The organism is Paenibacillus sp. FSL H7-689 (assembly GCF_000517905.1).
Taxonomy (GTDB): domain Bacteria; phylum Bacillota; class Bacilli; order Paenibacillales; family Paenibacillaceae; genus Paenibacillus; species Paenibacillus amylolyticus.
Genome location: NZ_ASPU01000015.1, coordinates 430,581 through 453,159, shown reverse-complemented (window position 1 = coordinate 453,159; position 22,579 = coordinate 430,581). Strand labels below are relative to the sequence as shown.

The window sequence follows — 22,579 nt, the reverse complement described above, 5'->3', positions numbered from 1 at the left end:
ACGATTAGATGAATAACGAGCAGTTGCTAGATCTGGTAAGACAGATGACGTTGGAGGAAAAAACAGCTCAGCTTCTTCAGTTGACTGCCAACTTCTATGAAGGAACAAATGTTGAAGGTCAGATCACAGGGCCGATGGAAGAGATGGGAATTACGGAGCAGTCCGTAGATGCCAGTGGGTCCATTCTGGGATTGTCGGGTGCGCAGGCCATCATTGATGTACAGCAAGCTTATATGAAAAAAAGCCGTTTGGGCATTCCGCTTTTGTTCATGGCTGACGTAGTTCATGGATTCAAAACCATTTTCCCGATTCCACTGGCGATCGGTTGTTCATGGGACACAGAACTGGCTGAGAAAAGTGCTGAAATTGCAGCACGTGAATCAGCTGTATCCGGTTTGCATGTTACCTTTGCACCGATGGTGGATTTGGTTCGTGACCCGCGCTGGGGTCGTGTGATGGAAACGACAGGAGAAGATCCTTATTTAAACAGTTTGTTTGCGGCTGCGTTTGTACGTGGATATCAGGGCGATAGCTTGAAGGATGAGCCAGATCGTCTTGCAGCCTGTGTTAAACACTTTGCGGCTTATGGAGCGGCTGAGGGTGGTCGGGATTACAATACGGTGGACATGTCTGAGCGTAACCTGCGTGAGTACTATTTGCCAGCGTACAAAGCAGCATTGGATGCGGGCGTGGAAATGGTCATGACTTCGTTCAATACGGTTGACGGTATTCCGGCAAGTGGCAATGAGAAGTTAATGCGCGGCATTTTGCGTGACGAGTGGGGCTTTGATGGTGTATTGATCTCGGATTGGGCTTCCATTCGCGAGATGATTGCGCATGGTGCTGCAGAAGATGATCGTGAAGCGGCATATCGTGCCATTCGCGCAGGAGTAGATATGGAGATGATGACACCTTGTTATGTACATCATTTGCCTGAACTGATTGAGAGTGGTGAAGTGGATGAGAAGCTCATTGATGAAGCCGTTCTGCGAATTCTGCAACTGAAAGAAAAGCTGGGATTGTTCGATAACCCACTTCGTGCAGCTGATCCGGAACGTGAACGTGAGATTGTATTCTCCAAAGAGCACCGTCAGGTATCGTATGAACTGGCAACGAAATCAGCTGTCCTGTTGAAGAATGATGACAGCGTGCTTCCACTTCAACCTGATGCTAATGTAGCCCTTATTGGTCCTTTTGCACAGAGTCCTGATATTCTGGGCTGGTGGTCCTGTGAAGGGGTTAAGGAAGATGCAGTTAAATTGGGAACAGCTCTGCAAGAACGCCTGACGGGTGGGAAAGTTCAATTTGCTCAAGGCAGTAATGTTCATACGATTACAGCTGAGCAGATTGCCGAAGCCCTGGAAGTGGCAAGCAAAGCAGATCTGATTGTCCTTGCTCTTGGTGAAGACTCCGAGATGAGTGGAGAAGGTGGCTCACGCACGGATATTCGTCTGCCAGCAGCCCAATTGGAATTGGTTAAACAGCTCAAAGCAGCGGGAAAACCGATTGCCAGCGTTATTTTCAACGGCCGTCCATTGGATCTGCATGGTGTAATCGATGAATCGGATGCCGTTCTTGAAGCCTGGTTCCCGGGTAGTGAAGGCGGAGTTGCGATTGCAGATGTTCTGACAGGTGTAGTGAATCCATCCGCACGTCTGACGATGTCCTTCCCGCAGTCCGTAGGTCAGATTCCGGTCTATTACAACCATTTCAATACAGGTCGTCCACTGAACCCGGAGAAGACGGAAGAACGTTATGTCTCCAAATACATTGACAGCCCAAATGAACCTTTGCTTCCGTTCGGTTATGGTCTCTCATACACTTCTTTCTCTTATGGTGATCTCGAAGTGTCAAGTAACGAGATGACTGCCGAAGAGTCCCTGAGCATCCAAGTACGTGTAACAAACACGGGTGAGCGCGCAGGCGTAGAGACCGTTCAGTTGTACGTTCGTGATGTAACGGGTGAAGTCGTTCGTCCTATGCGTGAGCTGAAAGGATATGTGAAGCTTGCACTGGCGCCAGGCGAGAGTGGTACAGCCACGTTTACGTTAAATGAAGAACAGCTTCGTTATCACCATTCCGACTTAAGCCGCCGCAGTGATCGAGGCGAGTTCCATATTCTTGTGGGTGCAAACAGTCGGGATACTCAGAAGAAATCATTCAGACTTGTTTAATCCGGTGAATGGAAAGAGTAATGTGTCAGGCCTTTTGTTATGGAAGGCCTGATGAACATAACAGGGGAGCGAAGAATGTGGTCAGTATCAAGGATATCGCCAAACAGGCGGGAGTTTCCATCTCTACTGTGTCATATGCGCTGAATGGCAGCAACAAAGTGACCGATGAGACGAGTTCCAAAATTTTGGCCATTGCCAAAGAACTGAACTATGTTCCAAATGCCGCAGCAAGAACACTGAAGAAGAGGGAATCCAAAATTCTAGGTGTATTCTTGACCGATTTTAGAGGAGATGTGTATGGAGACTTGCTGAGTGGCATGAAAGCCGTATGTAATGCTCAAGGCTATGACCTGATCGTGTGCAGTGGTAAACAATCCCATCGCATGCTTCCAGAGAGAATGATTGATGGTGCGATCATTCTGGATCATACGTTTGCAAGTGAGGAACTAATGCAGTATGCCGATCGTGGGCACAAAATCGTTGTATTGGACCGTGAGATGGATCATCCCAACATTAATCAGGTTCTGCTGGATAATAAGGCCGGGGCAACACTTGCGATGGAACATCTGATTGAACAGGGACATAAGAAAATCTACGTGGTGACAGGACCGGAAGGTTCGTTTGACTCTGTGCAGCGGTTAAAGGCTGTGAGACAGGTTGCGGAACGTGAAGCCGATGTGGAATGGATTGAGATCACGGGAGATTTCGAGAAGAGTGGTGGAGAACAAGCCGCAGATCAGATTGTACAGGTGTATGATGGACCGGCAGCGGTATTCTGCCTCAATGATGAGATGGCTATTGGCTTGTGTGATCGTCTGGCAGACAGTGCACTTGGCGTTGGTCAAGAGATTGATGTCATCGGATTCGACAATATTGAATTGAGCAAATACGTCCAGCCGAGATTGGCGAGCATTGATTATTCCAAGCGCAAGTGGGGATCACTCGCTGCTGAACAATTGATCAAAATTATTGCTGGAGAACCCGTTGATCATGAACGAATTTATGTGACATTAGTTGAGGGTGGGTCGGTGAGTGGGCCTATTCTGTCTGATTCTGTTATATCTATGCGGAATGACCGGGCGGTTAGCTATTGATCCCGAATACAGCAAGAGACAAGGCTTAGAAGAATCGAATCATTCTTTTAAGCCTTGTCTCTTGTTATTTCGAGGATGAAGCAATAGAAAAAGCCTCTCCGGAGAGAGGCTTGGCCTTTACAAGCCTTTTGTTTTGTCATTGTTGTAGGATGAAGTGAGAATGCCTGTAATGAAGAGAGTCAATACGATTGCAATAATCCAGAATGTCAGTGAAAATGACATGCCCTTCGCACCTCCTGCACAAGCTCATTTTCTTCTATTATAACCATTATAGGTAGAAAAGAAATGCTTCACCCTATTATTTGTAAAATAAAAAGTGTGTGGGCACTGGTCTGAGGCTGCCATCTGAAGGGTTATTCACAACCCGATTATTCAGAATAAGCGAGGATGATCCACCGCCATCCAGATTATAGGCGTCAATCACCCCAAGCTTGTACAACCGCCCTTGCAACTCTTCAAGGGTAGCACCGGAACTTCCGCCCTCATTATATCCGTCGACCACAATGATTAATAACTGATCATCCTTATAATTGCCAATGACTGTACGTGGTGCTCGTTTGGGTGATACTTTCCATTTGGCAGGAATTGTGGTTTTACGCCCATTCTGTAGCAGCACCGGAACAAACGTAGCCCCAAATTGTGGTTGCAGGCGATCCAGTGAGTTTTTGTCGGAGAACTTGCCTCCAACCAGTTTACCGGCATCGTTAAGTCCTACAAAAAACAGATCTTTGAAACTGGCCTGGAAACCGTTCACGTATTTCCCGTCCATGACGGTTGTGCTAAGTGGATAACGTTTGCCGCCACTGTCAGCAAATCCACCTGCGTTAATCCCGGCAATAGCGCCGTTACGCTTCACAGCCTGCATGGTCGTCTCAGAACGCCCAGGTTCACTGTCTAGAGCCATCTGCATGGCTGTAGGGTCTTTTAGCTTGATCTTCATGGCATAGCCCTTATAGCTGCCAGGATTCACTCTGTACATTTCAATCGTTAGCCGGTCACTGTCTACCCGTTCAAATGGAACGCCAAGCTTGGATGAAATCCGGTTGTTGTAAATCTTTTCCGGACGATCCGCTTGGGTGGAAGCCTTCTGCACAAGTGTAGACATCGTACTTGTTGTTTTATTATAGAGCTGTGTCGTTCTTTTAATAGAAGAAGAAGTCTGGACAGCAGCATCTTTTGCCCCCGCAAGCTCTTGGCTAATTGCTTGGGTCCGGGGTGTAATCGTATCCTCTGACAGTTCGGTAGGCATCAAACCTCCGGGTTCAAGTGGAGGACGAAGCAGCAGCAGGCATAATATCAATCCAACAAAAGGAGCGAGTGCAAGCATAAAAAAACGATTAACCTGTTTGACGGGTGTAATCATTTGAGCAGGTCCATCTTTTTCTGGAGTGTCTCCAGTTGTTTTTTGACTTCGCTCAGCTGGGTATACAGTTTGTTGCTGTTATCCGTTTTGTCACTTGCATTATCCTTGGTGAAAGTCAGCAATTCATTGAAGGATTGAACCTGTCCCTGCAGGTCTTCTACTTCCTTTGATATCGTTGTTAGCTGATTTTCATAGTCGGTTTTTAGCGCTGCAATCTGCTGCTGATTATGGGCTTGAAGCTGGTTAATCATCTGTTGCTGGAGATGGTTACTATAATAGTAGGTTCCAACGACTCCTAGTGCAATGAGAACAATCCACATTACCAGAAACAGTTTGATTGAAGATCCAGCCTTGCCTTTGGCGCTCCGGGTGTGATGGATGTCAGAGGACGGGTCAGATGGTTTCATATCATCACTCCTGGTCATTTATAGGTACAAAAAAATTTCCAGTCCTCATTCTATCATGCCCCTATTGATTACGCAAAAATGAAATTCTTTACTTAATAGAGTAAAAAGAGATTGCATCGGAAGGAAGTCCTAGGATACAATTTCTTATAGATGCAATAAGTAGGAACTTTGGGCAGGTTTTTCGACTTTTTTAGATAGAAATGCAGGAAATTTATACTATATTTTGACCTTTCCGGGGATGGAAAGATGGACGTCATGGTGTTTTTATAACAAAATACAGTGAAAATAGAGCTTTTTTATCGGCTTCCTCCTGTATTTTTCTGTTTTTCGACATAATCCGACCTATGCTTCTTCTATACTCGGATTGTCGCATAGACGATGAAATCATCATGACAGAATTTAAAAGTTATTTGTCCAATACATAACAGGGGGAACAACAATGAAAAAAGTATGGCAGGTGGTCATCATAGATATCCACCCCACCAGCATGCTCGGTACAAAATTGATTTTGGAAGAGCAGCAAGATCTGACGGTACGTGGTATGACTTCGACCGGAACAGAAGGGCTCGATCTGGTGAATATTCACCAGCCTGATCTGATTCTGATGGATTATCGTCTTCCGGAAGGTCAGGCAGATCAATATATTGCCCAGATGAAGAATCTGTCAGCTCACAGTCACATCATTATTTTGACGGATGAAGACAATGTGAAGCTGTTTCGTCATCTGATGAGCCTTGGTGCAAGCGGCATGTTATCCAAACAGGCTTCCCCTAGCCAGCTGATTCATCTGATCTCTGGATTGCGTGAGGGCCATGTGTCCATTCCATTGTCGTGGTTAAACAGTGCGGAGTGGGCGCAACCTGTGGAGTCTCCGACAGAAGCACGTGTCATTGAATTAACAGAAACCGAAACTTTTATCATGGAAAGAATTGTTCAGGGTGTAACCTATGATAAAATAGCGAATGAGATCAACGTTAGCAGACGTTCCATTGATAATTACCTGCGTAAAATATACGTGAAGCTGGAAGTGAGCAGTAGAGCACAGGCCATTGAACGTTATGCCTTGCATGCAAGACAAGTGAAGACGGGATCCTAACGAAACAGGTCTGTTCTTCCCATGATCACAACAGTTCGGTATGCATCCGGTCATATTCGATGGTGAGCAGGAATAGGTTGTAGGGCTGCGGACTGCGAGTACAGTTTCGGAATAGGGACGAAAGGGGAACGGATCGATGAAATATTTCTTTGCTTCCCGTACCAACAGGCTTTTGTCATCACCACTGAGGGATATACGTGAGATGTCTGGCAGGGATTATTTCATTTCTCTGGCGGAAGAATTGCCTGCGGAGGAGTTGTTTCCTTTCAAATTGTTGGAAGAAGCAGCGGTGTCTGTCTTTAGTTCAGGCCCTTCCGCATTGCAATATGGAGAGCCAGCAGGCTACACACCCCTAAGAGAGTGGTTGAACAAAGACTGGAATGCACGCAAAGGCATACGAACGGTACCCGAGCAGATTCTGTTGACCACTGGTACCCAGCAGGCCATCGATCTGGTGATGCGTCTATTGCTTGAGCCAGGAGATTCTGTACTGGTTGAACATCCCACATCTCCAGGCTGTCTTGAGGTTCTGGAGATGCAAGGAGCCAAGATTGTGCCCGTAATGGGTGATCGGGACGGCATACTGCCAGACCTTTTGGAGCATCACATGCAGCAGGTTAGACCGAAGCTGCTTTTTGCTGCACCCAGTTTCTCGAATCCGACCGGTGCTTTGTGGAGTATGGAGCGGCGGGAGGCAGTCCTTGAGCTGTGTTCGCGCTATGGTGTACTGCTTGTGGAAGATGATTCTTACGGAGAGCTCCATTTTGATGGCCTTGAGCCAACGGAATTCTATCGTAAATATCCTTCACTCTTTGCACTGGATACTGCCGATCAGGGTGGACATGTTCTCTACATTGGTTCATTCAGCAAAACAGTAGCGCCCGCTCTTCGAACTGGATGGGCCGCTGGGCATCCTGCGCTGATTCAGGCAATGGCCTCGGTTAAACGAATTGCAGATGGTCAGTCCAGTCCGATGAATCAGCGGCTGTTGTATCAATTGCTTGCCCATTCCCCATTTCGTTGGAGTGATCACTTATCCATGTTGAATCGGGAGTATAAGACAAGACTCAAACTGATGCTTGAACTGTTGAAGAGGCCGGGCTGGAAAGGGTGTCAGTACAACATCCCTGAGGGCGGAATGTATCTGTGGGTACAGTTGCCGGAAGGATTGGATAGTGGCGCTCTGCTTAAGGCGGCTTTGCCCAAAGGTGTATCCTTTCTTCCTGGATCACTATGCTCCACAGGTGTACAGGATCAACGTTACATCCGATTGAACTTTAGCCACCCGGGCCGGGATGAATTGCTACTTGGCATGAACCTGATCAGTGAAGCCATTTCCGAATTTACGGCTCGTAGCTAAGTCAGATCAAAATAGATTTTGTAGCAAAAATTAAAATTGGTTCATGACCAAAGTGATTACGTTATTGCATCCACTAACATTTTTATATATAATATGAATTAATGAGTTGTTGGTTTCTTTATATAAGCTACAATGGTGGCCAGTTCAGGAAAAGCACTCATATATTTTATCTAACGGGGGAAAATTCAACATGTCTAATATTTTATTTGTTAAAGCAAATGACCGTCCTGCAGATCAAGCAGTCAGCGTTAAATTGTACGATGCATTCTTGAGCGCATACAAAGAGTCCCACCCAGGTGACACAGTTACTGAGTTGGATCTCTACAATACAGAATTCCCATTCTATGGTAACACTGCTATCACAGGTACTTACAAAGCAGCTAACGGTTTTGAACTGACAGCTGACGAGCAAAAAGCAGCTTCACTTGCAGCACAATTGCAAGATCAATTCCTGGCAGCTGACAAAGTTGTATTTGCATTCCCACTGTGGAACTTCACTGTTCCAGCTCCATTGGTAAACTACATTGCTTACCTGAGCCAAGCTGGTAAAACATTCAAATACACTGCTGAAGGTCCTGTAGGACTTGCTGGCGACAAAAAAGTAGCTTTGCTTAACGCACGTGGTGGCGTTTATTCCGAAGGCCCAATGGCAGCTGCTGAAATGTCCCTGAACTTCCTGAAAACAGTTCTCGGCTTGTGGGGCATTCAAAACCCTGAAGTGGTTATCGTTGAAGGACATAACGCTTCTGCAGATCGTGCTGAAGAAATCGTTACTGCAGGTCTGAAATTGGCTTCCGAAGTAGCAGTAAAATTCTAATAACAATCTTCTATATAGAACACATCAAAACACCTGTAGTCTCCAGTGGAGATTACAGGTGTTTTTTTTGCCTTCTCATTTTTTTTCACATCCGTTACTTCAGATGACTCCATATCAGATATGGCCTGTATTTTTTAAGTACTGCTCCGCTGTTTCAGCGATGTGTGCAAGGTCGTCCTTATTTTCACCAGATACAGAATACGTTACATCGAGTTCATTAATGGTTCGTTCAATCATATCATTATCCTCAAGCATGTGTGCATGCTCGGTTAACGCCTGTACTCCCTTAATTGTCAGAATGTACTTTCCACGGGAGAGGCGTTCAAACCAGCCATAATAATTTTTTTGCAGAATTGCTGCGGCAGAACCTACGCCTGTCTGTCTGGCAAGGTTGGCCGGAGAGGCTTCTCCGTTCGTTCGTAGAGCGGATGCGACACGTAAAGCCTTCTCACGATATGCTGTGACCAGCTGTCTTCGTGTGCTGCCTCCCGTATTGTAGTCTCCGCTGCGTTCGTCGAATTCCTTGAGCAATCGTTTCCGCCGAACACCGCTTTTACGGGCAACCTGATTGCGGCCAGTGAGGGGGATCAGGGCGGAAGGCTCGCACAATACATCAATCAGGGGGGCTTTGGTTTTGTAAAATGTGACAGTCAGCAGCCCCAGACCGAGCTGTCTGCATAGTGCGGTCAGTTCGCTCCAGCGTTGGTTTACGGCTCCGCGTTTACTGCGATTGCGCTCGACGGCCAGATACACGAACGGGCTAAGTTTCAAGCGCTGCATGCCCTGCAGCAACAAGGAGAGGTTAAATGTTTTTTTCATCTCCACAATGAGTGGTTCGTCCTGGTCCGGTCTGACTCCGACGAGGTCACAATGTCTGACTTCCGCCTTGACGTCGAAGCCACGCTGCTCGAAGAACGCCTTCACAGGCGAATATAATTCGGTTTCGTATTTCACTGCCATCGTCCGTGCTCCTTTCCAGAAGTGGCCTGTCTCTGACCATGTGTTGTCCGGTTTCCTGAATTTAGAACCCTCATTATATCATATTCGTTCTTTTTTTTCTGAAGGCACAAGATGTCTGATAGAACAGGGAAAAGCCAAAATTCGTAGCGGTTGATTGAAAAAAAGAGGTCAACTTATCCGAATTGCCGCATAGGTATGTAATACACTTTTCACAACAAAACAAGACGTTTGGACAGAGGGTGGCGGGACTACACAGGACCGCAAGATTGGTATTCAAGTAGGAGCCGCAATTCTATTGATTTCTTCATACCATTCGGAATGGTTGACAATCACACTAAAGGAGCCATGGGAGGTACCAAGCATGAATATTTTTGAACGCGTTGCGGAACATCGGGCAGAGAGTGACCGTTTGACATGGAACGGAACATTTGAAGATTATATTGCACTGCTGAGAGAGGACCCGACTCCGGCAATGACGGCTCACGCCAGAGTGTATGAGATGATTGAATCGTTTGGGGTGGAAGAAGTAGGTGGGCATAAGCGGTACAAGTTTTTTGAACAGGAGATCTTTGGGCTGGATCGTTCGATTGAAAAGCTGGTTGAAGAATACTTTCACTCGGCAGCACGCCGTCTGGATGTACGGAAACGGATCTTGCTCCTGATGGGTCCCGTAAGTGGAGGGAAATCGACGCTGGTGACGCTGCTGAAGCGTGGGCTTGAACAGTTCTCGCGGACAGAGAAAGGTGCCATATACGCCATTGATGGATGCCCGATGCATGAGGAACCGCTGCATCTGATTCCACTGGAGCTTCGTCCTGAAGTGGAAAAGGAAATTGGAGTCCGTATTGAGGGTAACCTTTGCCCATCCTGCCAGATGAGACTCCGTACCGAATATGGTGGTGATATCAGCAAGGTACCGGTGGAACGGGTCATTGTTTCCGAAGATAATCGCGTGGGAATAGGAACGTTCAGTCCATCCGATCCGAAATCACAGGATATTGCCGATCTGACGGGGAGTATCGACTTCTCCACCATTACGGAGTTTGGTTCCGAATCCGATCCACGTGCCTATCGTTTTGATGGGGAGTTGAACAAGGCGAACCGTGGGTTAATGGAGTTCCAGGAGATGTTGAAATGTGATGAGAAATTCCTATGGAATCTCCTGTCGCTCACGCAGGAAGGAAATTTCAAAGCGGGACGTTTTGCCTTAATCAGTGCGGATGAAATGATTGTGGCGCATACGAATGAATCGGAGTATAAATCTTTTATCTCCAACAAGAAGAATGAGGCACTGCAATCCCGGATGATTGTCATGCCTATTCCGTACAACTTGAAGGTATCCGAGGAAGAGAAAATCTATGCCAAGCTCATTCAGCAAAGTGACATGAAGCATGTTCATATTGCACCGCATGCACTGCGGACTGCAGCCATTTTTTCCATACTTACCCGCTTGAAGGAAACGAAGAAACAAGGCATGGATCTCGTTAAAAAAATGCGCATGTATGATGGTGAAGAAGTAGAAGGATACAAAGAAGCTGATCTGCGCGAGATGCAAAATGAGTATCTGGATGAAGGGATGTCTGGCATTGATCCGCGGTATGTCATTAACCGGATCTCCAGTGCTTTGATTAAGCAAAATCTTCAGTGCATTAACGCGTTGGACATTCTGCGGGCGATCAAGGACGGTCTGGACCAGCATGCTTCAATTACAAAGGAAGAGCGGGAGCGTTATCTGAACTTCATTGCTCTTGCACGCAAGGAGTATGATGAACTGGCCAAGAAGGAAGTGCAGAAAGCCTTTGTTTACTCATTCGAGGAATCCGCGAGAACGTTATTTGAAAATTATCTCGATAACATTGAAGCATTCTGCAACTGGTCCAAGATTCGTGATCCGCTCACGGATGAAGAGATGGACCCGGATGAGCGTCTGATGCGTTCCATTGAGGAACAGATCGGGATTTCCGAGAATGCAAAGAAAGCGTTCAGAGAAGAGATTCTGATCCGAATCTCGGCATACTCCCGCAAGGAGCGCAAGTTCGAATACAGCAGCCATGACCGTTTGCGTGAAGCGATTGAGAAGAAGTTGTTCACCGATCTGAAAGATATCGTCAAGATCACAACCTCAACCAAAACACCGGATGCAACACAATTGAAACGTATGAATGAAGTCATTAAACGCTTAATTGAGGAACATGGATATACCGCAGCCAGCGCGAATGAACTGTTACGTTATGTGGGTAGTCTGCTTAATCGCTAATCGGCAACGAACCATTCCGGATCAGGCTCCTGATGCCTGTTGTGAGGCTCCTTCACAGCAGGGTCAGGGCCTTTTTAATTACATGAAGGTCATATTAGTCTAAAAAGCTAACAAATAAGGTTAATTTTAAAGAGAATTGGTTCTAATGGTATATGTATATTTAGGTATTTTAGTCTATAATCAATACATATATTTACAATTTAAAGTAATTTAGTGTTTATTAAGGAGCTGACTGAACCAGATATGAGCAGTATTTCCGCAACAAGACAGAAGCAACTTGATTACATGGGATTAACCGCAGGGGATCTAACATTGCTTGCCGAACATCGGCCTGTTTTTAAAAAAGTCGTTAATGAAGTGGTGGATCATTTCTACAATCATGTGGGGAATTATCCTGAATTGGTAGATCTGATCGCAAGATTCTCTACCATTGATCGTCTAAAAGAAACACAGAAGATGTACTGGTTATCAATGACGGATGGAATCGTGGATGACGCATATATTGAGCAACGGATTGCGATTGGACTTGTGCATTCACGGATTGGTCTGTCTGAAGATTATTATCTGGGTACCTATATGGTCTACCTGGATATTGCAACGAGCATATTCCAACAGGTTATCCCTAATTCCTGGCATCTTGTCATTCAGGCGCTCAGCAAAATGTTTAATCTGGATTCACAGCTTGTCCTTGAAGCCTATGAGAAGAAAGAAAAAGAAAAGTTACATCAGCTTGCCGATGACCAACAACATACATTACAGGCAATTACGCAGATTACCCAAGAGCTTACAGGCATGATTAGTGAATTAAATGAAAGTGCAATGGCGATATCAAGTGTAGCCAAAGAAACAGCGGCTTCTCAGGATCAGGCTCAGGTTATGCTTACCGAATTAACAGGAGAGATCCAGCAGATCGGAAAAATGGGTGAACTCATTCGCGAGATATCGGATCAGAGTCATCTTGTCGGCCTGAACGCAGCGATTGAAGCTGCTCATGCAGGAGAGTTTGGACGTGGCTTCGAAGTAGTCGCTAGTGAGGTGCGCAAGCTTGCAGCCAGTTCCCGGGATGCCCAGGGTAAAATTCAGTCTAATCTGGAGCAGATCATGAAGAAACTGAGCAGTGTGCAGCAGGAGTCGGATCATACATCTCGCGGAGCACGTAGCCAAGCTTCACGCTCGGCTGAACTCGCTGTATTTGCAACAACAATGGAGAAACTGTCTCTGGATTTGAAGAAACTGGAACAGCAGGAATAGAGCTTAAAAGCATTAGGAACCTTCCATACCGTTTCAGGCTGTTTTAAGCTATAATGGGTAGACAAACCTGCCGATGTTATAGAAAATGCAGCCGGAGACAGGGGATTTGAAAGAGGTTGAGGTGATCAGATGGCTTCTATCCATGATGTAGCCAAGGAAGCGGGAGTATCTGTTGCAACCGTTTCCAAAGTGATAAACGATTATCCTGATGTAAGTGAAAAAACACGCAAAAAAGTCAATATAGCCATCGAATTATTGAAATATCAACCCAATGTGGTCGCACGTGGGCTGGTCAAACGCCGTTCATGGACGGTGGGAGTACTTTTAACAGTTCCGTTTACGAACCCTTTTGTGGCGGAGTTGCTGGAAGGGATCAAGACAGCACTGGAGAACAGTGGATATGACCTGGTCCGGTTGTCTACTCGATTCGATGATCCGGCGTACTCGTTCATCAAACATTGCCGCAGTCGTAATGTGGATGGCGTTGTGGTATTCGGGGAAGGCAGAGAAAACGCGAGTATTCAGGAACTGGTGGATGCAGAGATTCCAACGATGTTTGTTGATACGGACATGTTGGGCAAACGTGCCGGTTACATTACTACGGATAACGCGAACGGGATCTCGATGGGTGTCAAACATCTGCATGAGCTTGGGCACCGCAAAATTGCCTATATCTCAGGGACACTTGGACCTGCTGTAGCCAATCTGCGATTGGAAGGATATCGAGAAGGGCTGCGAGAATGCGGCATCCCGTATTCTACGGTATATCTGGAGATCTGCGATTATTCCTTCGACGGGGGAAGCAAGGCTGCCCGGCGATTGCTGGCACTTCAGGATCAACCAACGGGAATTGTCTGTGCATCAGACATGTCTGCCTTTGGTGCGATTCATGAAATTGAAAAGCATGGACTGAGTGTACCAGAAGATATCTCGGTTGTCGGGTTCGATAACACGTATTATGCTGAGGTATTCAAACCGGGGTTGACCACGGTGAATCAGAATATCTATTCTATTGGCATTAAGTCCATTGAATATCTGATTGCCATGATCGAGAATCCATCTTATTCTCCTCCTGTGGTTACGGAACCTTCCAATCTGGTCATCCGTCAGACGACAGCACCTTTAAAAGCTTAAAAACGTAAATAGTAAAGATGTTTACACGAAGCACAGCTAATAAGCTGTGCTTTTTGTCGTTCTATATCTCATTTGGAAACATATGGTTGATGGAGTGGTACAAGTCCTATAGTTTAACGGGTAAACAAAGTTTACTGGCAATCGTATAATGAAAGTGCTTACAATTTTCTGTCCATTTGCATCTATCCATCCTGTATAACGATCTTGTAAAGGGCTGGCACATGGCAGAGCAAAGGTTATTCTTCACAAACAACGAACCAAGGAGGAGATCGGATGCATTTGAGAAAATGGTGGAGCTTGTGCTTGTCGGCTGTATTGATCTTCAGTTTGTTCCCAAGTGTGGGAACAGGAGGGACACGTGCTTCGGCAGCGGACGTTAAGACTGGCGATGATGAAGTACTGTTCAAGGCTGATTTTGAAGATGGTGTGTTGGGACAATGGCGTCCACGTGCAAGTGAAAAGCTTGATATCGTAACGCAAGTAGGTCATGACAGTACACGCAGCCTGAGAACCTCTTCACGTACCGAAACGTTCCATGGACCCTTAGTTGAAGTGCTGGATCATGTACAGAAGGGCAGCACAGTTCATATTTCATTTTGGGCCATGTACGATGAAGGGCCGGACAGTCAGGTCCTTAACGGTGCACTCGAGAAAGAATACAATAAAGACGCTTCGAGTCTTGAATATGCTACCTTTGCCTCCGCTACCTTGAACAAAGGACAGTGGAAAAAAGTCGAGGCCGATGTGGTGATTCCCGAAGAAAATAGTGGCATCACCGGATTCCGCATGTATGTGGAGACACCATGGAAGACGTCAGCGGAAGTGACGCCGGCAGATACGATTTCATTTTACGTGGATGATGTTCTGATTACGGCTGCTCAGAAAATTGAAATTGAGAAGGATATTCCGAATCTGGTCGATATCGTGGGACAAAATTACGCAATGGGAGCTGCCATCAACCAGTCTGCACTAGACGCGGAAAACCAGCATTCCCAGTTGTTGACGAAACACTTTAATAGTATTACAGCGGACAATTTTATGAAAATGGATGCGATGCAGCCCAAGGAAGGAGAGTTTGTCTGGTCAGAGACAGATCGCCTGGTGAAGTTTGCCGAAGCAAATGACATGGAAATCAGAGGTCATACGCTGTTATGGCATAGTCAGGTGCCGAATTGGTTCTTTACTGATCCGAATGATGCATCGAAACCTGCCACGCGGGAACAGTTGCTTGCACGGATGAAAACCCATATTCAAACCATCGTGACCCGGTACAAAGGAAAGGTTCATACTTGGGATGTCGTCAATGAAGTCATCTCAGACGGAGGCGGCTTGCGGAATGAGGCCAGTAATTCCAAGTGGAGAGATATTATTGGGGATGTAGATGGCGACGGAGATGACAGTGATTACATTGAGCTGGCTTTCCGTTATGCACGTGAGGCTGACCCCGATGCTGTACTGGTGATTAATGACTATGGAATGGAGGGCAATGGAAACAAGGTGAATGATATGGTGAAGCTTGTAGAGAAGCTGCTTGCCAAAGGAACACCGATTGATGCGGTTGGATTCCAGATGCATGTATCCATGTACGGACCGGATGTAAAGCTCATTCGTGAGGCTTTTGAGAAAGTGATCGCTCTTGGTGTGAATGTACAGGTTACAGAGCTGGACGTTTCAATCTATTCAAGTAATTCTGAACTGGAGATGCCTGTCACAGATGAATTATTGCTGCAACAAGCTTACCGTTATCGTGAACTGTTCGACCTGTTCGACGAGCTGGGAAAACGCGGCGTAATGGACAGTGTTACAGTCTGGGGACTTGCGGATGATGGTACATGGCTTGATAATCATCCGGTCAAAGGACGCAAAGATGCACCATTGTTATTTGATCGTAAATTAAAAGCAAAACCGGCATTTTGGGCACTGGTGGACCCTACCACCCTTCCGATCTATCGTAATGAATGGACAGCATTGAAGGCCAGCCCTTCTTTCCCGAATCACAAAGGACAGGAAGATATTCTTTGGGGTGCTGTGAAAGGACTCGAAATTAATCATCTGGCAGATGGTACATCTGCGGTTACGGGTGAGGCTCGTATGATGTGGGATGCCAAAAAGGTGAATTTACGAGTTGAAGTGAAGGATACCACACGTCGCAAAGGGGATCAGGTGCAGGTTTTCCTCGCGGAAGAAGTCAAGGGGACAGGCGCTGTAACTTCTGAAGCTGATCTGTCTGCCAAGAAGAAAAATCCGCCGTCTGCAAATGGTCAATATACATTTAAACGGGATGGCGGTAAAGGCAAAGATAAAAATACTTACAACGTACAAGAGACAAAAACCGGGTATGTTGTATACGCATCACTGCCTATGTCAGCTGCTTTACTTACCGAAGGCCAGGTCTTGTCTCTGGATTTTCGGATTACGGATGAACATGCTGCTGGAAAGACAGCGACCATTGTTTGGAATGATATTTCCAATCAACAGCCCGACAAACCAGCCAACCGGGGCAAACTGAAGCTCGGTTCTGTCTTGAAACAAACGAAGGTCACTTATGGCAAACCTGTCATTGATGCAAAAAAGGATAACGTCTGGAAAAAAGCTGCATCTGTTAAAACGGATGTCTGGGTGGTCGGAAACTCCGGTGCAACGGCGACTGCACAGCTGTTATGGGATGAGAAATACCTGTACGTATTGGCAGATGTGAAAGATCCATTGCGAAGCAAATTAAGTTCTAATGCACATGAGCAGGATTCGATCGAGATTTTTATCGACCCGAGCAAAGATCAGACAACATTCTATCAGGAGGATGACGCCCAGTACCGGGTCAATTTTGATAATGAGGCTTCTTTTGGAGGAAATGCACGGAAAGAAAGTTTCAAATCAGCTACCCGATTAACAAGCGGAGGGTATACAGTTGAAGTGGCAATCCCACTAGACAGCGTTCGTGCTGAAGGGCAACGATGGATTGGGTTTGATCTTCAAGTTAATGATGATGGCGCGGGAGATGGCAAGCGAAGCAGTGTGTCCATCTGGAGTGATTCATCAGGTAATTCTTATCAAGATACTTCCGGCTTTGGCAGTCTGTTACTGACTCGTAAATAGAATATTTAGTTGTGAATTAGAATATAAGAATGTTAGCTATTCAACATTGTATATCTGGAAATAAGTGTTGATTTTAAAGGCTGGGACGTTTAGACTATATACATTCATATAAACGGGTTCCAATGTATGACAACGGCTTCAACTAAGTCTGTTGTCACGAGTCAAATGATGCGGAGGGAGTGCCTGTCATCCAGACAGCGCACTCGCTTCTTTTTTACATTTTTGCATACATACAAGGCATTTCCCGGTTGAAAGGACAGAGTGAGTGGAGCACCTACATGGCACGTACAACTTAGAACTTGTTATTTTATCCTATATTATTGCATCGTTAGCTTCATACGCTGCCCTTGACCTTGCAGGCCGTGTAAGTCAGGCTAGCGGGATGGCGCGGAATGTATGGCTTACCTGCGGTGCAGTATCGATGGGGCTGGGAATCTGGTCCATGCATTTCGTAGGTATGCTAGCTTTTGTTCTGCCTACGCAAGTCTCCTATTCCACCGGTAAGGTTGTTTTATCTGTTCTACTTGCTATTGTCGCATCGGGGGTGGCCTTGAACATTGCGGGTAGACAATCGGGCAGGATAAGTAAACTCATGATTGCTGGAGTACTGATGACAGCAGGGATCAGCTCGATGCATTATGTGGGAATGGCAGCGATGTCAATTCCGGTTACGTATGAACCAGGCAGAGTGGTGTTATCTATTCTGATTGCAGCGCTTGCTTCATTTGCGGCATTGTGGCTCATGTTTTTCTTCCGTTATCATCAATCAAGACATACTTGGGTTTACAAGATGGGCAGCGGTCTCATTATGGGTATTGGAATCTCTGGCATGCATTATACCGGGATGTCAGCGGCACATTTCCATCATTCACATGGCTCGATGGTAAGTTCAGGTATGCAGATTGAGCCAGGTATTCTCGCCTACTTGATCGCATCGGGCACATTTATTGCTTTGGGCTTGACGTTGTTTGGCATATTTATCAATCAGCGAATGTCACAGAAAGATCGACGGATTCATGAGAATGAGCAATGGTATCAGGCCCTGTATCATAACCATTCGGATGCTATTATTTCAGTGAACAAGGAAGGTATTGTTAAAGGGATTAATGCTGCTGTAACAACAATCACCGGATATCCTGAAAAAGAGGTCATGGATCGTTCCATTGATGAGATCGCTCAGCAAATCGATATAGAGTGGATAAGTGAATTTGATTCCATCGATTGGGATGATCATGGGCTGGAGCAGGCGCACTACATGGCCAAAATGAGAGATGTACAGGGTGAACTTCTGGACCTTAGTATTGTTGTAGTTCCTGTTGTCATTGATGGCAGACATGTGGGAAGTCACATTTTGATCAAAGACGTAACGGAGGAGAAGCAGGCTCAGGAGAAGATTCGTCACCAAGCTTTGCATGATCCGTTGACGGGGTTGCCCAATCGGCGCAAGTTGGATGATGTGCTGGCTTGTACGATTAACGATTCAGCAGAAAAAGGGAACTCTTTTGCCGTTATGGTGATGGATATAGATCGTTTCAAGATGATTAATGACTCGCTGGGACATTCCATTGGAGATGTATTTCTAAGAGAAGTCAGCAACCGGATCATGAAAGCCATAGAAGCTTCTGATCCCTTGGCTATGGAGAATGTCATGCTGGCCCGGATGGGCGGGGACGAGTTCACACTCGTTGTGACCCAGGGTCAAGCGACAGAAGTACGAGTGGCAGAACTTGCAAAACAGATTGTTGAAGCCATTCAGTTACCTTATCGACTGAAGGAAAATGACTTTTACGTAACCGCCAGCATTGGAATTGCGATGTATCCGGATCATGGAGTGGGCGTGGATGCTTTGCTGAAACATGCGGACTCCGCCATGTATGAAGTGAAGAAAAACGGCAAAAATGGTTTCCAATTCTACACGGCCCAACTGGATTCGGAACTATATGAACGTATTGAGCTGGAGGGTTATCTTCGTAAAGCGTTGGAACGCGATGAGATGGTCCTGTACTATCAACCACAGATTCGTACCGAGGATAGCCGCATGATTGGTGTGGAGGCTCTTATACGTTGGAACCATCCACTCAAAGGTTTGCTCGCACCGAATGTGTTTATCCCGCTTGCAGAAGAGACAGGCATGATCTATGAGATTGGCAATTGGACGCTGCGGGAAGCATGCAGGCAGATGAAACTCTGGCATGCCAGTGGCGGGCCACTCATTCCGGTATCTGTTAACTTGTCCAGCCAGCAGTTCCACCAATCCAACTTGGTAGAACAGGTCAAGAATGCACTCTTGGAGACAGGGCTGGATGCTCGATATCTGGAGCTGGAAATAACAGAGAGCATGATGATGGATGCAGCCGTATCCACGGCGATTCTTAATGAACTGACAGCACTGGGTGTCAAGATCAGCCTGGATGATTTCGGTACGGGATACAGCTCACTCAGTTATCTGAAGCATTTCCCGATTCACAAGCTCAAGATTGATCGTTCGTTTGTGACGGACATTACAGAGAGTCACAGTGATCAAGCCATTGTGGCGACCATTATATCGATGGCACAGAATCTCAAGATGGAAGTGATTGCGGAAGGCATTGAGACGAAAGGCCAACTGGATATTCTGATGCAGAATGACTGCAGGGAAATTCAGGGATATTATTTCAGTCGTCCACTACCGGCAAGTGAAGTAGAGCATGACTTTTTTGTGCCGCTGCGATTGCAGGGTAATGGTACACCACCGGCACCATCCTAATTTTATGTATGCCAAGCGGCAAGTCCCCGTTTATGTCGGGAGCTTGCCGCTTTTTTTGTTTTTTATGGTATGTCGCCATCCTTCATACGTGATACGAAGGTTCTCTTTTTTAAAAGGGAAAGGGCTGTTGGAACCTCACATAAACTTGCGGTGGTGTTTCTTGCCATCATACGTAAACCAGATCGGTTTATCCTCGACACGTGTCTCCACATGCACGGTACGTCCCCAGAGGCGATACAGATAAGGCAGGGTACGTTCCATATATTTCAGATCCAACTCGATGCCTTCATATTGATGCTTGAGCACGAGTTCCCCTGTCCGCAGATAATCAGCATCCTGCACAACCAGATAAGGGGAGCCTCCGTTGACACGTGAAAATACGAGCTGATCCCGTATGTTCTCCCAGGACTTGTCGGTGATTTTCCAGTCCGGGCCTTTTTTCTCAAATACGTAGAGGTCCAGATCCTCTGTTAATTGCTTGGTCATGTAATTGCGGATAAAGGAGGTATCGGAATCGAATTCACGCACCTCGAACATTTTGGCACGACCTTGGCCTGGTTTGCGGCCCCAACGATCCTGTTCTTCCCGGGTTGGGTTATCCCAGCGCCGTTCAATATCCTCGAAAATCTTCAGTCCCAAATAATACGGATTCAGACTTTGTTTGGATGGCTGCACCACGGAGGAGTTGAGTTTGGCAAATTCGATCGTATCCTCACTGTTCAGATCGAGTTCTCGTATAATGCGCTGATGCCAATAGGATGCCCAGCCTTCGTTCATGATTTTGGTTTCCATCTGTGGCCAGAAATATAACATCTCTTCACGCATCATACTCATGATATCCCGTTGCCAGTCGGTCAACACTTCCGAGAATTCCTGAATAAACCACATGACATCCTTCTCCGGTTCAGGCGGAAAATGATGAACCTGAATACCTTCAGCGGGTGCTTCTTCGGTCTGCACGTCATCAAGTGACCATAGATCATCATAGCGACCTTCCGGCCGTGGTTTTTTCTCACCGCGCTGCTCCCGCATTTTCATCTCCATGTAACGTTGTTTGTCCAAATGGCGGGGTTTAATCAGCTGTGGGTCCACATGTTCCTGAATTGCGATCACGGCATCGATAAATGCTTCAACCGCTTCCGTTCCGTACTCCATCTCATAATTGCTGATCCGATCCGCCGTAGCGGCCATGCTTTCGACCATATTACGGTTGGATTTGGAGAAGCGGGCATTGTTTTTGAAAAAATCGCAGTGTGCCAGGACGTGGGCTACGATCAATTTGTTCTGAATCAGGGAATTGCCATCCAGCAGGAAGGCATAACAAGGGTTGGAGTTGATGACAAGCTCATAAATTTTGCTGAGTCCAAAATCGTATTGCATTTTCATCTTATGAAATGTTTTGCCAAAGCTCCAGTGGCTGAATCTGGTCGGCATGCCGTAAGCTCCAAATGTATAAATAATATCCGATGGGCAGATTTCGTACCGCATGGGGTAATAATCCAGGCCAAAACCATTGGCAATCTCCATAATCTCGGCAATAGCGTATTCTAGGTCGCGGATCTCATCTGTCATCTAACGCTGCCTCCTTCCCGTTTCTGGAAAAAGCTGCGCAAAGCTTTGTACACTTCGCCTTTTTCTTTGATCACATAATACATGAACTGATCCATCTTGATATGACGGTAAGCCGACATCAGTGTGCTGCTGCGGTTGTACTGATTCACTTCGCCATATCCAAACATATTGCTACGTTTCATTAACTCGCCGATCAGCTTCACACACCGTTCGTTATCGGAGGTCAGATTATCCCCGTCAGAGAAGTGGAAAGGGTAGATGTTGTAGCTTGAAGGTGGATACCGGCTGTCAATAATATCCAATGCCTTCATATATACAGAGGAGCAGATGGTGCCTCCGCTCTCGCCACGGGTAAAGAACTCTTCTTCGGTTACTTCCTTGGCTTCCGTATGATGGGCGAGGAAGACAATCTCAACTTTCTCATACTGACGGCGTAGAAAACGGGTCATCCAGAAGAAAAAGCTGCGCGCGCAGTATTTCTCAAACGAACCCATGGACCCGGATGTATCCATCATGGCAATGATAACGGCATTGGATTGTGGAATGATTTTGTCTTCCCATGTCTTGTAGCGCAGGTCATCTGGACTGATGTGATGGATGCCTGGCGTACCGGTCGTTGCATTGCGACGCAGATTCTCCAGAATGGTACGTTTCTTGTCAATATTGGACTGCATGCCTTTTTTGCGAATATCGTTGAAAACTACCGTATGTGTCTCAATCAGGTCTTTGTCTTTCTGCTTCAGATCGGGTAATTCCAGCTCAGCGAAGAGCATATCTTCCAATTCCTCAATACTAACTTCGGCTTCCACAATATCATGACCAGGCTGATCGCCAGCTTTTTCACCTTTGCCGGGTTTCTGCGAAGCAGAGGGATCACGACCGATGACGTCTCCGACCTGACTGTCACCGTCTCCTTGACCGACATGTTTTTGCTTCTGGTAGTTATACACAAAACGGTACTCATCCAGACTGCGGATTGGTACCTTGATGATTTGTTTTCCATCAGACATGATGATGTTTTCTTCCGTAATCAGATCAGGCAGATTCTGCTTGATGACATCTTTCACCTTTTGCTGATGGCGCTGTTGGTCCTGGTACCCTTTGCGGTGAAGCGACCAATCTTCCTTCGACACGACGAACGAGTAAGGCTGGTGTGAATTTGACATGTAGGCACCCCCCATTGATTACGCGGCACAGTTTGGCCTGTCGGTAATTAAGTATATTCACGGGCGAGGACGATATGTGATGAGAG

15 protein-coding genes are annotated in these 22,579 nt (G+C 46.3%); 10 read left to right on the top strand and 5 right to left on the bottom strand.

The genetic code is table 11. The features are described from left to right. Positions 1–8: 8 nt before the first annotated feature. Together bglX and C170_RS12925 are read left to right on the top strand one after the other, a co-directional pair. On the top strand, positions 9–2,174 hold the full coding sequence (bglX, locus tag C170_RS12930; RefSeq protein ID WP_036610022.1) for a beta-glucosidase BglX: 2,166 nt from the start codon (positions 9–11) through the stop codon (positions 2,172–2,174). A gap of 77 nt (positions 2,175–2,251) precedes the next feature. Continuing rightward, the gene (locus C170_RS12925) at positions 2,252–3,268 is read left to right on the top strand and encodes a LacI family DNA-binding transcriptional regulator (protein WP_036610019.1); all 1,017 of its coding nucleotides are present in this window, start codon (positions 2,252–2,254) and stop codon (positions 3,266–3,268) included. A gap of 298 nt (positions 3,269–3,566) precedes the next feature. On the opposite strand, the gene C170_RS12920 is transcribed toward C170_RS12925, so the two are convergent. Beyond that, positions 3,567–4,631, bottom strand: coding sequence for a phosphodiester glycosidase family protein (locus tag C170_RS12920; RefSeq protein ID WP_036610017.1), 1,065 nt, complete (start codon positions 4,629–4,631; stop codon positions 3,567–3,569). Beyond that, entirely contained in the window at positions 4,628–5,038 is a 411-nt protein-coding gene (locus tag C170_RS12915; RefSeq protein WP_051447152.1) for a uroporphyrinogen-III C-methyltransferase, read from the bottom strand. Before C170_RS12915 ends, C170_RS12920 begins: the two co-directional genes overlap by 4 nt. Before the next feature lie 439 nt (positions 5,039–5,477). Here C170_RS12915 and C170_RS12910 point away from each other — a divergent pair, with 439 nt between their 5' ends. The 3 genes from C170_RS12910 (at position 5,478) to C170_RS12900 (ending at position 8,311) form a co-directional block, all read left to right on the top strand. Continuing rightward, positions 5,478–6,134, top strand: coding sequence for a response regulator transcription factor (locus C170_RS12910; RefSeq protein ID WP_017689577.1), 657 nt, complete (start codon positions 5,478–5,480; stop codon positions 6,132–6,134). Between the two features lie 136 nt (positions 6,135–6,270). After that, on the top strand, positions 6,271–7,494 hold the full coding sequence (locus tag C170_RS12905; RefSeq protein ID WP_036610015.1) for an aminotransferase-like domain-containing protein: 1,224 nt from the start codon (positions 6,271–6,273) through the stop codon (positions 7,492–7,494). A gap of 190 nt (positions 7,495–7,684) precedes the next feature. Further along, a complete protein-coding gene (locus C170_RS12900; RefSeq protein ID WP_036610012.1) occupies positions 7,685–8,311 on the top strand; it encodes an FMN-dependent NADH-azoreductase in 627 nt (208 codons plus the stop codon). A 114-nt stretch (positions 8,312–8,425) separates the two neighbouring features. Here C170_RS12900 and C170_RS12895 read toward each other — a convergent pair whose 3' ends face one another. Next, positions 8,426–9,271, bottom strand: a complete 846-nt coding sequence (locus C170_RS12895) for a DUF2161 domain-containing phosphodiesterase (protein ID WP_081745924.1) — start codon at positions 9,269–9,271, stop codon at positions 8,426–8,428. 361 nt (positions 9,272–9,632) lie between these two features. Between C170_RS12895 and C170_RS12890 the strand changes: the two genes are divergently transcribed. The 5 genes from C170_RS12890 to C170_RS12870 all read left to right on the top strand — a co-directional run bounded on the left by C170_RS12890 (position 9,633) and on the right by C170_RS12870 (position 19,755). After that, on the top strand, positions 9,633–11,528 hold the full coding sequence (locus C170_RS12890) for a PrkA family serine protein kinase (RefSeq protein ID WP_036610009.1): 1,896 nt from the start codon (positions 9,633–9,635) through the stop codon (positions 11,526–11,528). Positions 11,529–11,771: 243 nt separating this feature from the next. After that, positions 11,772–12,779 (top strand): globin-coupled sensor protein, encoded by a 1,008-nt coding sequence (locus C170_RS12885; protein WP_036610007.1) that lies wholly within the window; start codon positions 11,772–11,774, stop codon positions 12,777–12,779. 129 nt (positions 12,780–12,908) lie between these two features. Next, positions 12,909–13,913, top strand: a complete 1,005-nt coding sequence (locus C170_RS12880) for a LacI family DNA-binding transcriptional regulator (protein WP_036610005.1) — start codon at positions 12,909–12,911, stop codon at positions 13,911–13,913. A gap of 273 nt (positions 13,914–14,186) precedes the next feature. Continuing rightward, complete coding sequence (locus tag C170_RS12875; protein WP_051447151.1) at positions 14,187–17,009, top strand: endo-1,4-beta-xylanase; 2,823 nt, start codon at positions 14,187–14,189, stop codon at positions 17,007–17,009. 265 nt (positions 17,010–17,274) lie between these two features. Further along, positions 17,275–19,755, top strand: coding sequence for an EAL domain-containing protein (locus C170_RS12870; protein ID WP_036610003.1), 2,481 nt, complete (start codon positions 17,275–17,277; stop codon positions 19,753–19,755). Between the two features lie 135 nt (positions 19,756–19,890). Here the strand turns inward: C170_RS12870 and C170_RS12865 are convergent, their stop codons facing one another. Both C170_RS12865 and yhbH read right to left on the bottom strand, forming a co-directional pair. Further along, complete coding sequence (locus C170_RS12865) at positions 19,891–21,327, bottom strand: SpoVR family protein (RefSeq protein WP_036610000.1); 1,437 nt, start codon at positions 21,325–21,327, stop codon at positions 19,891–19,893. After that, positions 21,324–22,493 carry a sporulation protein YhbH gene (yhbH, locus tag C170_RS12860; protein WP_036609998.1) on the bottom strand — a complete coding sequence of 390 codons (1,170 nt, stop codon included), beginning with the start codon at positions 22,491–22,493 and terminating at the stop codon, positions 21,324–21,326. The genes C170_RS12865 and yhbH overlap by 4 nt, the downstream gene beginning before the upstream one ends. Positions 22,494–22,579: the final 86 nt, after the last annotated feature.

Bases quoted from the DNA above. Each gene is read 5' to 3' on its own strand.
- C170_RS12905 (WP_036610015.1), top strand. From the start codon at position 6,271: ATGAAATATTTCTTTGCTTCCCGTACCAACAGGCTTTTGTCATCACCA.
- C170_RS12895 (WP_081745924.1), bottom strand. From the start codon at position 9,271: ATGGCAGTGAAATACGAAACCGAATTATATTCGCCTGTGAAGGCGTTC.
- C170_RS12910 (WP_017689577.1), top strand. From the start codon at position 5,478: ATGAAAAAAGTATGGCAGGTGGTCATCATAGATATCCACCCCACCAGC.
- C170_RS12885 (WP_036610007.1), top strand. From the start codon at position 11,772: ATGAGCAGTATTTCCGCAACAAGACAGAAGCAACTTGATTACATGGGA.
- yhbH (WP_036609998.1), bottom strand. From the start codon at position 22,493: ATGTCAAATTCACACCAGCCTTACTCGTTCGTCGTGTCGAAGGAAGAT.
- bglX (WP_036610022.1), top strand. From the start codon at position 9: ATGAATAACGAGCAGTTGCTAGATCTGGTAAGACAGATGACGTTGGAG.
- C170_RS12865 (WP_036610000.1), bottom strand. From the start codon at position 21,327: ATGACAGATGAGATCCGCGACCTAGAATACGCTATTGCCGAGATTATG.
- C170_RS12880 (WP_036610005.1), top strand. From the start codon at position 12,909: ATGGCTTCTATCCATGATGTAGCCAAGGAAGCGGGAGTATCTGTTGCA.
- C170_RS12915 (WP_051447152.1), bottom strand. From the start codon at position 5,038: ATGAAACCATCTGACCCGTCCTCTGACATCCATCACACCCGGAGCGCC.
- C170_RS12920 (WP_036610017.1), bottom strand. From the start codon at position 4,631: ATGATTACACCCGTCAAACAGGTTAATCGTTTTTTTATGCTTGCACTC.
- C170_RS12900 (WP_036610012.1), top strand. From the start codon at position 7,685: ATGTCTAATATTTTATTTGTTAAAGCAAATGACCGTCCTGCAGATCAA.
- C170_RS12875 (WP_051447151.1), top strand. From the start codon at position 14,187: ATGCATTTGAGAAAATGGTGGAGCTTGTGCTTGTCGGCTGTATTGATC.
- C170_RS12890 (WP_036610009.1), top strand. From the start codon at position 9,633: ATGAATATTTTTGAACGCGTTGCGGAACATCGGGCAGAGAGTGACCGT.